Origin of the sequence: Marinobacter sp. NP-4(2019) (assembly GCF_003994855.1) — a bacterium.
In the GTDB taxonomy this organism is placed as follows: domain Bacteria; phylum Pseudomonadota; class Gammaproteobacteria; order Pseudomonadales; family Oleiphilaceae; genus Marinobacter.
This window is the reverse complement of the sequence record NZ_CP034142.1, coordinates 862,576-875,943: the sequence shown is the minus strand read 5'-3', so window position 1 is coordinate 875,943 and position 13,368 is coordinate 862,576. Positions and strand designations below refer to the sequence as shown.

Genomic DNA, 13,368 nt, shown 5'->3' with positions numbered 1-13,368 from the left:
ATATACAACAGAAAAAGGCCGGTGGCACAAAGCCACCAGCCCGTCCATGCTTAATGCACGGTTTCGATCAACAGCCGACTCTTACTTAAGCTCAACAGAAGCGCCTGCTTCCTCAAGCTTCTTCTTGGCTTCTTCAGCGTCGTCTTTGCTAGCGGCTTCCTTGATAACGGAAGGCGCGCTGTCGACCATTTCCTTAGCTTCTTTCAGACCCAGGCCGGTCAGTTCACGAACGGCCTTGATAACGTTTACTTTCTTCTCACCAGGACCGGTAAGAACAACGTCAAATTCGGTCTGCTCTTCAGCAGCAGCGGCTTCGCCACCGGCAGCAGCCGGAGCAGCAGCAACAGCAGCAGCTGCAGATACGCCGAATTTCTCTTCCATTGCTTCAACCAGCGCAACAACGTCCATTACGCTCATTTCAGCAATTGCGTTCAAAATGTCTTCGTTAGACAGAGCCATGACTTTCTCCCAAAAATATAAAAAATGGTGTTCAACAGAATCAAGCAGCTTCTTGCTTCTGGTCGCGAACTGCCGCTACAGCACGAGTCACTTTCGAAGGAACTTCGTTCAGTGTACGTGCCAGCTTGGTGATCGGTGCCTGTGTTACTGCAGCCAGCATAGTCAACGCTTCGTGACGCGTTGGCAGCTTGGCCAGGCGATCAATCTGGTCTGCACCCATCAGCTCACCGCCGACGGCCAGGCCCTTGATCTCAAATGCCTCTTTCTCTTTGGCGAAATCCTTCAGCAGGCGTGCTGCCGCACCCGGATCTTCCATTGAGAACGCCAGAATGGTCGGGCCAACCAAAGCTTCATCGATGCACTCGAACTCGGTACCGCGAATCGCGATCTTTGCCAGGTTGTTACGAACAACCTTCAGATGCACGCTTTCAGCACGAGCCTTGGCACGAAGAGCCGTCATATCACCAGAGGTGACACCACGGTAGTCAGCCAGAACCACAGACAGAGCACCACCGGCAGTCTCGTTGACTTCAGCGACGATCGCTTTCTTGTCTTCGAGTCTAATTGCCACTGGATTTCTCCTCGATTTCGCCGGGGGTATCCCGGCAAACCCATCATTGCCCTTGAAGCTTTCCGGCGACCTGATTGAGCAAGTCGCTATCGGCTTTTTGCGGGCGCCTTAACGGTGTTTGGGTTCAGAGAGAACGTCTTCACACCGTCTGCGCAGGCGTTGCTTTAACCCTTGTAGTCGAATGACCTCGGGGGCCTGCGGTCTTTGACAGCCTTGGCTTCCGCCCAGACTACAAAGTAACTATCGCTCAGAGGATCAAATATTCAGACCGCTCTGATCGATAGTCAGGCCAGGACCCATAGTCGAGGAAACGGTGATCTTTTTGAGATACACACCTTTCGCCGACGACGGCTTGGCCTTTTTCAGATCTGCCACCAGAGCTTCAAGGTTTTCCTTGATGTTCTGGGCAGAGAATTCAACATTACCCAACGGAGCATGGATAATACCGTTCTTGTCGGTACGGTAACGCACCTGACCGGCCTTGGCGTTCTTGACCGCGGTCTCAACGTCCGGCGTCACGGTACCAACCTTCGGGTTCGGCATCAGTCCGCGGGGCCCCAGAATCTGGCCCAACTGACCGACAACACGCATGGCATCGGGAGTGGCAATAACCACGTCGAAGTCCATGTTGCCCTTCTTAACTTCTTCTGCCAGGTCATCCATACCCACGACATCAGCACCAGCGGCCGTTGCTTTTTCTGCGTTGGCACCCTGGGTGAACACAGCAACACGAACGGTTTTGCCGGTACCATGGGGAAGAACCGTGCTGCTACGTACAACCTGGTCGGATTTACGCGCATCCACGCCCAGGTTAACCGCAACGTCCACAGACTCTTTGAATTTGACGTTTTGACCCAGCTCAACCAACAGCGCAACAGCCTCATCTACAGAGTAGGCGCGGGTTGAATCAACTTTTTCGCGGATCAGCTTCTGACGCTTGCTCAGCTTTGCCATGTTACAGGCCCTCCACGTTAAGGCCCATACTCCGGGCTGTTCCTGCAATGGTACGAACCGCTGCATCCATATCGGCTGCAGTAAGATCCGGCTCTTTGGTTTTGGCAATTTCTTCAAGCTGCTCGCGAGTCACGGTACCGACCTTGTCGGTATTCGGACGACCGGAACCACTCTTGATGCCAGCTGCCTTTTTCAGCAGGACCGGTGCAGGCGGGGTCTTGGTGATGAAGGTAAAGCTGCGATCACTGTATACGGTGATCACTGTCGGAATCGGCAGACCCGGCTCCATATCCTGCGTCTGGGCGTTGAACGCCTTACAGAATTCCATGATATTCACACCACGCTGACCCAAAGCAGGACCAACGGGGGACTAGGGTTGGCCTTACCGGCAGCAACCTGAAGCTTGATGTAGGCTTCGATCTTCTTTGCCATGATAGTTCTCCTGTGGGTTCTGACGCCTTTCGGCTCCCCGGTTTCTACAACTGCATAAAGCAGACACAAAAAGCCCGCGTCGCATTAGCGCGCGAGCTTTTAGCCTTCAGGCTACGACTCAGTCTTTCTCAACCTGCCCAAACTCCAGCTCTACCGGAGTTGAACGACCAAAGATAAGCACCGCAACCTTGACTCGACTTTTCTCGTAGTCGACCTCTTCCACAACGCCATTGAAGTCCGCAAACGGCCCCTCAATAACGCGCACAATCTCACCCGGCTCAAACAGTGTCTTGGGCTTCGGTTTATCAGCGCCGCTCTCAACACGACGCAGAATGGCCTCCGCCTCACGCTCGGTAATCGGCGCCGGCTTGTCTTTGGTGCCACCAATAAAACCGAGCACACGTGGCGTATTCTTCACCAGGTGCCAGGTGGCATCATCCATTTCCATCTGGACCAACACATAACCGGGATAGAACTTGCGCTCACTCTTGCGCTTCTTCCCGTCACGCATCTCTACAACTTCTTCGGTGGGAACCAGAATCTCACCAAACTTTTCTTCCATGCCGTTAAGAGCAACACGCTCCCTAAGAGTGCGCATCACGTGCTTTTCGAAGCCAGAATACGCATGAACGACGTACCAGCGCTTAGCCATTGCCCACTCCTGTTAACCGATAAATCCGGCGACCAGCCAACTGATCAGCGAATCCATACCCCACAACAACAACGCCACGACCAGCACAAAGACCACCACAATAACGGTGGTCTGAACCAGTTCGGGCCTGGTGGGCCAAACTACTTTCCGGATCTCAACCCTGGCTTCCTTGAGCAGCGTCGCGAAACGACGACCACGGTCGGTCTGCAGCGCAACAAAGGCCGCTACCAACGCAAGAGCCACAAGAGCCAGAACACGATACAGCAGTGACTCGGCACTAAAATACTGATTCCCCACCACACCGATGGCAATCAGAACGAAAACAACCAGCCACTTCAGGGTATCGAAACGGCTGGTTGACTGAACGGCTTTTGACTCCATAGGAATCAGCTTATGTATCCGGATGTTAAAAAATGGCAGGCCAGGAGGGAATCGAACCCCCAACCTGCGGTTTTGGAGACCGCTGCTCTGCCAATTGAGCTACTGGCCTGCACCGAAACAACTCAGTGCAACTACTAACGAGCGACCCGAAGGTCACTCGATGATCTTGGAGACTACGCCGGCACCAACGGTACGGCCACCTTCGCGGATCGCGAAGCGCAGACCATCTTCCATGGCGATCGGAGCAATCAGGGTAACACTCATCTTCACGTTGTCACCCGGCATTACCATTTCCACACCTTCCGGCAGTTCGCAAGAACCGGTTACGTCGGTGGTACGGAAGTAGAACTGCGGACGATAGCCCTTGAAGAACGGCGTATGACGACCACCTTCCTCTTTGGACAGTACGTACACTTCGCACTCGAACTTGGTGTGCGGAGTGATGGAACCCGGAACCGCCAGAACCTGACCACGCTCAACGTCGTCACGCTTGGTACCACGCAGCAGAACACCTACGTTCTCACCGGCACGACCTTCGTCCAACAGCTTGCGGAACATCTCAACACCGGTACAAGTGGTCTTCACAGTATCCTTGATACCAATGATTTCCACTTCATCACCTACCTTGATGATGCCACGCTCAACACGACCGGTCACAACCGTACCACGACCGGAGATGGAGAAGACGTCCTCAATCGGCATCAGGAACGGCTGATCGATCGCACGCTCCGGCTCAGGGATGTAGTCGTCCAGGGCCTCTACCAGCTTCTTGACCGCGGTAGTACCCATCTCGTTGTCGTCCTTACCTTCCAGCGCCATCAGCGCGGAACCGGTAATGATCGGCGTGTCGTCGCCCGGGAAGTCGTACTGGCTCAGCAGATCACGAACTTCCATCTCAACCAGCTCGAGCAGCTCTTCATCGTCGACCATGTCGGCCTTGTTCAGGAACACAACGATGTAAGGCACACCAACCTGACGTGACAGCAGGATGTGCTCACGAGTCTGCGGCATGGGGCCGTCAGCTGCCGAACACACCAGGATCGCGCCGTCCATCTGCGCCGCACCAGTGATCATGTTCTTCACATAATCCGCGTGGCCCGGGCAGTCTACGTGTGCGTAGTGACGAGTCGGAGAATCGTACTCTACGTGCGAAGTCGCGATGGTGATACCACGCGCCTTCTCCTCCGGTGCGTTGTCGATCTGGTCGAACGCACTGGCAGTACCGGTACCCCAGACTTCGTGACATACACGAGTCAGTGCAGCTGTCAGAGTGGTCTTACCATGGTCAACGTGACCAATGGTGCCCACGTTCAAGTGCGGTTTACTGCGTTCAAATTTTTCTTTAGACATTCGACCAATCTCCCTAATCAACCCAAATCGCAACGTTGACCGGACAAAATAGTGGAGCTCATGACCGGAATTGAACCGGTGACCTCATCCTTACCAAGGATGTGCTCTACCGACTGAGCTACATGAGCACTTCATAAAAACAAATTGGAGCGGGCAGCGGGAATCGAACCCGCGTCATCAGCTTGGAAGGCTGAGGTAATAGCCACTATACGATGCCCGCGAGCAATTAGTGGTGGAGGGGGCAGGATTCGAACCTGCGAAGGCGATGCCGTCAGATTTACAGTCTGATCCCTTTGGCCACTCGGGAACCCCTCCGAGTCGGATTCGCTTACGCAAACCCGTCAAAACTAAAAGTGGAGCTGGCGGACGGAATCGAACCCCCGACCTGCTGATTACAAGTCAGCTGCTCTACCAACTGAGCTACGCCAGCTCACATTCGCCTCGTCAGCGAGGGCGGTATACTACGGACTTTTTTCCGGCGTTGCAACACCTTCACAACGCCTGATTTCGACTAAATCGAAATCCTCTCTATAATCCGCTTCCACCGCCCTGGCCTGCTCTTCATCTTTAAACAGGCCTGCCTCAAAAGAGAGCGCGTAGCTTATCTGATTTCGGGGGAAGATGGCCAGTACCGCATTGAGATTCTGACGATTTTTTTCTTCCAGAACCGAAATTGCGGCTTCCCGGGACTCAAACAGCCCCAGAGAGATTGCATTGCGGCTCTCCCCTTCGGTCACCAGATAGGAGTCAATGCCCCTGCGCTGGATATCACGGAACATCTTCCGGGCCTGATCTTCCGGCTGCGGGGGAATAAGCACCCAATGCAGCGGTTCCAGCTCACGCTCCAGCCGCTCAACGGCATAGTTTTCCTGAGCCATCCCCAAGGAGGCCGCCACCTCACGCACGCCTGCCTCGGATTCAAACCAGCCCACCCGCGCGCAATAAAGAGACGACGGCGGCGCCGGATTGCTCCCGGCAGATCCTTCCTCCCCGGTCTTGAGCGTTGCCACCCGAGGTAACCGACCGTCACCCTGAACCACACTACCCGACTGTGGATCCAGGGCATTGCCGTAATACCACAGCGCCACATTCGCCAGTAGCAAACTCATTGCCAGCCACTTCATGGGCGCCCCAGCGCCTCCGCATCTATTGCGGCCAAACCATGCAGAACCAGATCCGGCAGGTGTTCGGCTTCAAGCCCGGCAGCCAGCATGCCTGATGCGTCCCCCCCGTTACCAGGACACAGTCAATGCTTTTTGCGCGACAGTCCTGATGGATACGCGCAGCCATCGACTGCCAGAGCCAGAACAGCCCATGATGGACGCACTCTGTGGTCGAGGCCCCGGGGTCGCCGGCATCCGACCGATGATCGTCAAAACCGATCCTCGCCGCATCATTTCTGAGACTGCGCAGCATCATCCGGCGACCAGGAAGAATATAGCCACCCAAGTGCTTGCCCCCGGCTTCGACATAATCAACCGTAATGGCACTGCCTGCATCGACAATAGCGAAGCTGCCGCCCTGCCTGATCCACGCCCCATACATCCCGTGCCATCGGTCGGCCCCCATTTTCCCGGGGTCCCCATAGGCATTCACCAACCCGGCCCGCTCGGCTTCCGACCAGTAAAAACAGGGTTTCACCGAGGTATAATGGGACATCATTTCAGCCAGGTATTGGCGCTTGTCTTCCGATGCCACTGTGGAGACGGCAATATGAGAGATCTTGGCCTTCACCGATGACAGGCCAGAAAAGGGGTCACCTTCAAGTGCCCCGACACCATCAAGCACCTTGCGACCATTCTCAACCAACTGCCACTTTACGCGGGTATTCCCTGCATCAATCAGCAATCTCACAACTGCACCCGCAAACTTATCTCTCCGGCCCTCACGGCGGTGACGCCATCGTCAGTGTCCAGCATATAGTTCCCCGAACCATCAATACCTGCACCCACACCCGCCAGATTTCCCTGACTTGCCACCAGGGACTTTCCAGAAAAAATGTCTCGCTGTTGCCAACGCTCACGGAACGCCGCAAAGCCGTTCTCAGAAAACTCGTCAGCCGCATCAACCAGCGAACCAACCAGACTGGCGGCCAAATCGTTGCGCGCCCAATCCACCTCCGGGCTCGCAACCGACAGGCTATCCCAGGCCTGGGTGACACTTTCCGCCTGTTTCATATGGACATTCAGGCCAATACCTGCCACCACCTGAATGATGCCCTCTTCCAGCTCTCCCTGAAGCTCTACCAGAATGCCGGCCACCTTGCCTCTGCCAAGGAATATGTCGTTAGGCCACTTCAACCCCACCTGGCCAGAGCCCATTGCCTCCAGCGCCTCCGCTGTGGCCACCCCCAGCACCAGGCTCAACCCGTCCAGCATGGCGAATCCACCATGGAACGTCAGGCCCAGACTCAAATACAGGTTTTGGCCACGAGGGCTCTGCCATTCGCGCCCCCTGCGTCCTCGCCCGGCAGTCTGGTGATCGGCAATACACACAGGAATGACCGACGATCCCGACGCTGGTCGTTGGCGGATAATCTCCGCATTGGTGGAGTCCACCTCATCCAGTACCGCCAGTTTCACACGGCGACGTACAGACTCCGGGATACCTTCAAGAATCATCGCACTATCGAGAAGATCAACGGGAGTCACCAGCCGGTACCCCTTGCCGCGAATCGTTTCGATCTCGTAGCCTTCGTCCGCCGCTCTTTTAACCTGCTTCCAGATTGCCGTTCGACTGATACCAAGACGGGACGCAAGAGATTCCCCGGAATGAACCTGACCGTCCGCCATAAGACCTATTAGAGCTCGGGATTTCATCGGATAAAGCCTGAGAGTTTGAGAGGATCAAAGCGGGATTAAACAACAGCGGAGAACAAAAAACAAAGAGGCGCACCAAAAAGCCGGGGGATCCCCGGCTATCAATCAGGGAATTGGCGTAGCCGTCAGGTTCGCCTTGATATCAAAATTCTGCATGTGGACCCCATAAACAGCCGTCTGGGCACCGCCAACCGGGTGCACAAGGTCAACATTGTTGATGGACAACTCCTTGAAGCGACTTTGCGCCCTGACTGCAAACCCCAGCGGACGGTTTTCCAGATCGGCAGAGGAGGGCGCAGACTCATAGCGATAACCTGCAACGGCTGTCGCATCCATTATTTTCTCATCCCCGCGAAACCCCGACACCCCGAGAGCGTCCGGCCCGTCGACTTTTTTCACCACCCGGGTCTGGTAGACATCGACAGATACATCGGTACGAACACCAAAGGTATTGTCGTCGATGCCATCGCTGTCAAAGTCGCCGCCATCGCTGGTATGAATATCATTGAGCACCAGTCGGGTTCCGGTGTTGTTGATCGCCAGGCCACTGCCGTCAGTTTCCCGGTTGGTCTCCCAGGTAAAGGCATTTTTTCGGGAATTACCCTCTGCTTTCGCAAAAATCTGTTTCATCCTGACCGTAACGCCCTCGTCACCCCGATCCTGCCACATCCCTCCGGATGCGGTACAGGCTGTCGCCGTGGCGCCAACCCCTCCAGCACATACTTCGCCGGAACCTCCGGGCACAATGGTTAGCCCGCTCCTGGTTTCATACGTCTGAATCACAAAACGGCCGAAGCTTTGGCCGGAATCCTTATCGCCCAGTCGGAGATTACCGACATCCAGGGTGCTCCAACTCTCTGCGGTGTTGAAGGCCAAGCCTTGCTCGGTAACATCGACGGTCATATCCCGGATATGACCGTCGTAACTGAGATCACTTAACCACAGTCCCTTCTGGCTGACTTCCCCGGCCCCGTCATCGTAGGGGGCAGCAATCAATGCCGCCCTGCCGTTACGGATCTTAATGTCCGAATTAACGGTTACCCCCTCCCCGCTGGCCCCGCCTGCTCCAAGCGTCATGTGGCCATCCAGCTCAAATTCATAGGCTGGGTAAAAGCCCAGCGCCAGCAACAGTTCTGTTCCACCCTGCAACGGCGCCTCATCGTCGCCAACCCGTATACCGTTTATCCGGTAACCTGCCCTGATGTCCTCAAAACCGACCCTCAGGCCATCGTAAAAACGGGTACCGTTGCGAACCTCGTCCCGGGTCACGTTTACCGTAATGTCGCCGCGCCCCCAGGACTGCAGGCCACTGAAAATTACCCGGTTACCGTCCTCGGTATAGCTCAGGTCAGCCAGCTTCAGACTCCATTCTGTCGCCAGTCGAAGCCCCTGTCCGCCCGCATCAGGATGCCCTCCCCCTTGAAGATAGAGCGAGTTGGTGTAAGGACGCCCCCCAAATTCCCGGCCTTCCAGCAAAAAACTGATATTTACTTCTCCGAGGCTACGACCGCTGCCCCCCATTTCGATGGCCCCGATATTGATCTCACCCTCCATCGCCCCCAGTGTCAGCCCCAGCGCGGGTCGTCCTTGCCAGTCATCGGTAACATCCAGACGCAAGTCGTTCACCCGGTAATGCCCGCTGATCTCACGCAGGGCAAGCGCATTCCCGTCGTCACGATAGATAAAGTGGGCGCTGTTGATGGTTGTCACGTGGTCAACCCGAAGGCCTTCTCCAGAGCGCCCTCCAGCGTTGATATTGGTGGTGCTGGCTAGATCAAATGCCCCGCTCACACTGCCGTAACTGGGCAGTGCAGCTCCGGTGGTTACATCTCTTGAATGCCCATGATTGAGCGGGTTGCCGCTGTAACGGATAGCGCCAATGTCATAGGAACCAACAATCCGCGGCGCCTCGAGACGAAGGGTTTCGCCCACTACATCCAGGGTGACGCCAAGGGCTTCCACGTCCAGAGTCATATTATCCAGGAAGATTTCATTTCCGTTGGTGCGATACCCCAGACGTCCACCTGTCATGGTGTAAGCGGTGTCAAAGGTATACCCGGGGCCGCCGAGAGCGCCACCCGGACGAATGCGCAGAGAACCTTCCAGAGTGTGATCGAAGAACACGCCGCCCATGCTCAGACCGGGGGCGCCGGCAAGACGCACATCGCCAAACTCGACTCTGCGATCGTCAACCAGGTAGTCCAGGTTCAGGGCCGCATCGTCACTAACATTCACCCTGACTCGATGAAACGCCCCACCACCCGAATCCGTGGCCGATCCGATTCGAAAGTCCTCCAGATGAATACCGTTACCATCATCAAAGTACGAAATACGATCGGCCGCCATCTCGACGTCCATCTCCAGGGTGATACCGCTCTGACCACTGACTGCGGCCAAGTCGCTGTCATCGAGGCGCTGCATCTCAGCCATCGCTGGCCCGGAAAACACCAGAACCATGCCAGCGGCGTATGATAAAGAAGACAGCCAACTATCGAAGCTCATCATGACATCTCCCTATGGGTTCCCCGTTGGGAACACCAGCAGATTGCCCTCCATGACAACCTCTCCCCGCATTCCCACGGAAAAGAGATCTGTCTGCTGGAATCCGGGGTCCGTGGGCCGTGCCGTGTTACTGGCAGCAATCTTGAACTGTACATCGTTAAATCTGACGGTGTTGGGCAAACCCAGCTCCAGCACATCCTTCTGGAACAGCTCGCCATCTCCCGCGAATCCTGAATCTATGTAACGCACTCCCAGGGTCAGGCCTTCGAAAGCGAAATTGCCGCGGATATCGTCCAGAACCATCCAGCCTCCATTCTCTTTCAGTCGATAGGCGAATCGCGCCCCGCATTTCCTGGTTGCATCATCACAGCGACCAAAATAGCTGTTTTCAATCGGGCCACCGAGTTCGTTAATACTGAAGTCACCGGACAGATAAATTCCGCCTTTTCCCGACACGGCACCGAGTGCATCGTCATCCAGCCGCTCCAGTTCGGCCCCAGCCTCTCCCGGCATGAATAGTCCAAGTGCACACAACAGTAGGGAAACTGGCAGGTGAATCGCTGTCGTCATGGCGCCAGGTCCCTGGTCCGAATTTCGAGGTGCTGGATCAGCATCCCTTCAACCCTCGCGGAGCCAAAATCCCGGTCACTCACACTGAAGTTGCCGATACGCAGGTTACTGCGGTAGTCCGGGTTGGTGTAATAATCTTCATAGAAGTCCCATGTCGCGGCATGACTGCTGTCCCGCAAGCCATCGCTTCCGATCTCCCCCGGAGCGGGCCGGGGGATCGCGGCCACCTCGACAACAAAGTTACCGGCACCGTCCACATCAAAGAACACAGGCTGCAACTCGTTGCCGATAGCCAGCTCAAGGGCGAAGTCCTTTAGCAATACCCGGGAACCGCATGACTCGCCGCTCTGGTCACAGGCATGGATGGACAGCTCCGGAGAGTAGAAGTTAAGCCTGAATTGCCCCACCATCTGGCGGCGGTCGTTGTCCCCCCACAGGCGGAGGTAGCTTCCGTCAATCACCGCACTCACGGCGTGGATATTGATATTCGCGGAACGGTCATCTCCGACCGCCACATTCATCTGCAGGCCAAGATCCGGACGCTCACCAATGTAATCGGCGGTGGCAGGACGACTGGAGCAGGGTCCTGAGCCCAGCACAGCCGACACGCTGGTGCAGTCGAATCCCTGGCTTTGATCAACCATGACAGGGGCGGCAAACTCCAATACCGCCTTATCGGTCACACCAATCGTATTTCCGTCGACCACATCAATACGGTAAGGGTTAATCAAACGCCCGAGATTAACCGGACCAAGATTCCTGCCATAGTTGCTGCCACTGCCGGATATATAAAGATGATTGACGGTAATATCCACATCCCGGCCATCTGTACTGGTTATGCCGCCAATCTTGAATATACGGGCCTGCCCCCCGTCTGCTTCGGGAACATCGGTGCCGTGGGAGAATTTGAACGCTTCCAGTACAACGCCCAGACCAGCCCCATCCACCTCGGAAAGTTCGGTATCATTCATGCGTTCAAGTTCGGACCAACCCTGGCTGGAATACACCGTCATCCAGGCGCCGGCCACCAGGGCGATCACCCAACGAGGCATCACCGCGCGGCTTGGCGTTTTTGCTCGACAAACCATCAGAACAGCCCCTGCCCACGGTCAATGTACTCCACACGCTGGCGCTCAATTCCGCCTAACGCCTCATTGAGGTTGAACTCGACTGAGCCATTGGGAATATTGAAAAAGCCACCCCTGGTCGCGCGAATGAAGTCCTCTGGCGTGAGCTCTGTCTTGGAAACATCGTCCAGCCAGTCCAGATCCTGTGTCTGAAACGAAAGGAACAACCCGGATTCGGGCCCTATAATCGCTCGTTCACCGTTTATTTCACCAAGCTCACCGACCGGAAGACTTTTGAAGTCTGTTAACGAAAAGCAGGCTTGAATACCCAGCACCTGGCAGTCCTGGGCAATAATATGGACATCACTCCCATGAACTTCTATCTGGGAGCTACTAAAGGCACCCGCTCCCTGGATTAACAGGCGAGTAAAAAAAGGGACGTCTTCAACAACAAACGTTTCGCCGTTGGGAACACCAGCGTATTGAGCCCTGATTGGGTCGAGTTCTCCCAGCCTGGGGTCCCCCTCTGCACCATAAACCAGCTCGGCCCGGCTGGTGATCGCATTGTTGCCAACAAGGTAAGGCGCCAGCGCCACAATGATCGCGTCAAAAAGATTGCCGTCAGTGTTGGCTTCGCTAAGACCCTCCCCCTGATCGACAATATCGATATTGACGTTACCCGTCAGGGATTGAAAATCCCCCGACAACACCCCCATGGCCTCACCGAATCCAAGCCGCACACCGACAACCTCCTCCGTCGCTTCATCGAAAGCAAACTCGAAGAACGGATTTCTCAGGGTAAAGGGAACGATCTCTCCCTCGGCGTAGGCAGAACCATCAGGTTTGTATTGTCTGGCGAATTTCGGGTTGCGATCAAAGTAAGGCTGGTTGTTGATGTAACCCAGGGAAAAGTTGTCGATGAGCACATCTGAGGAACCGGCGTCTTCTCCATCCCGCTCATACCGACCGATTTCAAGAGTATCAATATTGGTTTGAATATCGACATCCATCCCAAGATTTACCCTGGTGTAGGAGGTATTGTCCGTCTCGTCAGGATGGTATTGGCGATCCACAGACACGAAGGCCTGACCGGTGACCTCCGATAACCGATCGTCGGATATTGGGCGCAACTCTGCACCGACACTGGTGGCCGTGGTTGCCAGCAGCAGGAGAAATCCGGCCTGTTTACTCATAGTCACATCTCACTGTAAGCCGCTGTTGTTTTTCTGGCGCGGCAATTAAGCACTACGGATGTTAAATGAGCGTCTCTGAAGCTGGCTCTTTTTATTTTTTGGCCAGTTGGTATACAGAAGCTTACCTTTCTCTACAGAGTGTCACTGTGCGCGACGTCATAGAATGGGGAGATCGTGAACTTTCTTTCGGACAATAAAAAACCCCAACATCGAGGATGCTGGGGTTTTTGGTATTAGGAGCCTGACGATGACCTACTCTCACATGGGCAACGCCACACTACCATCGGCGCAGGTCTGTTTCACTTCTGAGTTCGGGATGGGATCAGGTGGTTCCAGACCGCTATGGTCGTCAGGCAAAACGGTTGATCACTGGGGGACGAGAGAGAACATGTGATGTTGATTTCGTTGTTGCGTTATC

The 13,368-nt window shown here is 55.3% G+C and carries 13 protein-coding genes, 5 tRNA genes, 1 rRNA gene and 1 pseudogene; all 20 read right to left on the bottom strand.

Annotated elements, in window-relative coordinates:
- Positions 1–81: 81 nt before the first annotated feature.
- The 20 genes and pseudogenes from rplL to rrf all read right to left on the bottom strand — a co-directional run bounded on the left by rplL (position 82) and on the right by rrf (position 13,304).
- Entirely contained in the window at positions 82–459 is a 378-nt protein-coding gene (rplL, locus tag EHN06_RS03945; RefSeq protein WP_007154024.1) for a 50S ribosomal protein L7/L12, read from the bottom strand.
- A 40-nt stretch (positions 460–499) separates the two neighbouring features.
- The gene (gene rplJ, locus EHN06_RS03940; protein WP_036190863.1) at positions 500–1,030 is read right to left on the bottom strand and encodes a 50S ribosomal protein L10; all 531 of its coding nucleotides are present in this window, start codon (positions 1,028–1,030) and stop codon (positions 500–502) included.
- A gap of 255 nt (positions 1,031–1,285) precedes the next feature.
- Positions 1,286–1,984 carry a 50S ribosomal protein L1 gene (rplA, locus tag EHN06_RS03935; protein ID WP_127330380.1) on the bottom strand — a complete coding sequence of 233 codons (699 nt, stop codon included), beginning with the start codon at positions 1,982–1,984 and terminating at the stop codon, positions 1,286–1,288.
- 1 nt (position 1,985) lies between these two features.
- A pseudogene (gene rplK / locus EHN06_RS03930) lies at positions 1,986–2,416 on the bottom strand (50S ribosomal protein L11).
- A gap of 118 nt (positions 2,417–2,534) precedes the next feature.
- Entirely contained in the window at positions 2,535–3,068 is a 534-nt protein-coding gene (gene nusG / locus EHN06_RS03925) for a transcription termination/antitermination protein NusG (RefSeq protein WP_127330378.1), read from the bottom strand.
- 12 nt (positions 3,069–3,080) lie between these two features.
- Complete coding sequence (secE, locus tag EHN06_RS03920) at positions 3,081–3,449, bottom strand: preprotein translocase subunit SecE (protein ID WP_012139847.1); 369 nt, start codon at positions 3,447–3,449, stop codon at positions 3,081–3,083.
- Between the two features lie 33 nt (positions 3,450–3,482).
- Positions 3,483–3,558 (bottom strand) — tRNA-Trp (locus EHN06_RS03915).
- A gap of 44 nt (positions 3,559–3,602) precedes the next feature.
- Positions 3,603–4,799 carry an elongation factor Tu gene (gene tuf, locus EHN06_RS03910; protein WP_127330376.1) on the bottom strand — a complete coding sequence of 399 codons (1,197 nt, stop codon included), beginning with the start codon at positions 4,797–4,799 and terminating at the stop codon, positions 3,603–3,605.
- A gap of 52 nt (positions 4,800–4,851) precedes the next feature.
- A tRNA-Thr gene (locus tag EHN06_RS03905) sits at positions 4,852–4,927 on the bottom strand.
- A gap of 17 nt (positions 4,928–4,944) precedes the next feature.
- Positions 4,945–5,019, bottom strand: a tRNA-Gly gene (locus EHN06_RS03900).
- A gap of 10 nt (positions 5,020–5,029) precedes the next feature.
- Positions 5,030–5,114, bottom strand: a tRNA-Tyr gene (locus EHN06_RS03895).
- A 39-nt stretch (positions 5,115–5,153) separates the two neighbouring features.
- Positions 5,154–5,229, bottom strand: a tRNA-Thr gene (locus tag EHN06_RS03890).
- A gap of 31 nt (positions 5,230–5,260) precedes the next feature.
- Positions 5,261–5,923 (bottom strand): hypothetical protein, encoded by a 663-nt coding sequence (locus EHN06_RS03885; RefSeq protein ID WP_228257405.1) that lies wholly within the window; start codon positions 5,921–5,923, stop codon positions 5,261–5,263.
- 22 nt (positions 5,924–5,945) lie between these two features.
- Positions 5,946–6,653, bottom strand: a complete 708-nt coding sequence (locus tag EHN06_RS03880) for a type III pantothenate kinase (RefSeq protein ID WP_323053019.1) — start codon at positions 6,651–6,653, stop codon at positions 5,946–5,948.
- Complete coding sequence (locus tag EHN06_RS03875) at positions 6,650–7,618, bottom strand: biotin--[acetyl-CoA-carboxylase] ligase (RefSeq protein ID WP_127330374.1); 969 nt, start codon at positions 7,616–7,618, stop codon at positions 6,650–6,652. The genes EHN06_RS03880 and EHN06_RS03875 overlap by 4 nt, the downstream gene beginning before the upstream one ends.
- 105 nt (positions 7,619–7,723) lie before the next feature.
- Positions 7,724–10,123: a DUF6160 family protein gene (locus tag EHN06_RS03870; RefSeq protein WP_127330372.1), complete on the bottom strand. Its 2,400-nt coding sequence runs from the start codon at positions 10,121–10,123 to the stop codon at positions 7,724–7,726.
- Positions 10,124–10,132: 9 nt separating this feature from the next.
- Entirely contained in the window at positions 10,133–10,633 is a 501-nt protein-coding gene (locus EHN06_RS03865) for a hypothetical protein (protein ID WP_206075755.1), read from the bottom strand.
- A gap of 53 nt (positions 10,634–10,686) precedes the next feature.
- Entirely contained in the window at positions 10,687–11,778 is a 1,092-nt protein-coding gene (locus EHN06_RS03860; protein ID WP_228257404.1) for a hypothetical protein, read from the bottom strand.
- On the bottom strand, positions 11,778–12,950 hold the full coding sequence (locus tag EHN06_RS03855; RefSeq protein ID WP_127330368.1) for a hypothetical protein: 1,173 nt from the start codon (positions 12,948–12,950) through the stop codon (positions 11,778–11,780). Before EHN06_RS03855 ends, EHN06_RS03860 begins: the two co-directional genes overlap by 1 nt.
- Positions 12,951–13,189: 239 nt before the next feature.
- A 5S ribosomal RNA gene (rrf, locus tag EHN06_RS03850) occupies positions 13,190–13,304 on the bottom strand.
- Positions 13,305–13,368: the final 64 nt, after the last annotated feature.

Bases quoted from the DNA above. Each gene is read 5' to 3' on its own strand.
- rplL (WP_007154024.1), bottom strand. From the start codon at position 459: ATGGCTCTGTCTAACGAAGACATTTTGAACGCAATTGCTGAAATGAGC.
- rplA (WP_127330380.1), bottom strand. From the start codon at position 1,984: ATGGCAAAGCTGAGCAAGCGTCAGAAGCTGATCCGCGAAAAAGTTGAT.
- nusG (WP_127330378.1), bottom strand. From the start codon at position 3,068: ATGGCTAAGCGCTGGTACGTCGTTCATGCGTATTCTGGCTTCGAAAAG.
- secE (WP_012139847.1), bottom strand. From the start codon at position 3,449: ATGGAGTCAAAAGCCGTTCAGTCAACCAGCCGTTTCGATACCCTGAAG.
- tuf (WP_127330376.1), bottom strand. From the start codon at position 4,799: ATGTCTAAAGAAAAATTTGAACGCAGTAAACCGCACTTGAACGTGGGC.
- EHN06_RS03885 (WP_228257405.1), bottom strand. From the start codon at position 5,923: ATGAAGTGGCTGGCAATGAGTTTGCTACTGGCGAATGTGGCGCTGTGG.
- EHN06_RS03875 (WP_127330374.1), bottom strand. From the start codon at position 7,618: ATGAAATCCCGAGCTCTAATAGGTCTTATGGCGGACGGTCAGGTTCAT.
- EHN06_RS03870 (WP_127330372.1), bottom strand. From the start codon at position 10,123: ATGATGAGCTTCGATAGTTGGCTGTCTTCTTTATCATACGCCGCTGGC.
- EHN06_RS03865 (WP_206075755.1), bottom strand. From the start codon at position 10,633: ATGCCGGGAGAGGCTGGGGCCGAACTGGAGCGGCTGGATGACGATGCA.
- EHN06_RS03860 (WP_228257404.1), bottom strand. From the start codon at position 11,778: ATGGTTTGTCGAGCAAAAACGCCAAGCCGCGCGGTGATGCCTCGTTGG.
- EHN06_RS03855 (WP_127330368.1), bottom strand. From the start codon at position 12,950: ATGAGTAAACAGGCCGGATTTCTCCTGCTGCTGGCAACCACGGCCACC.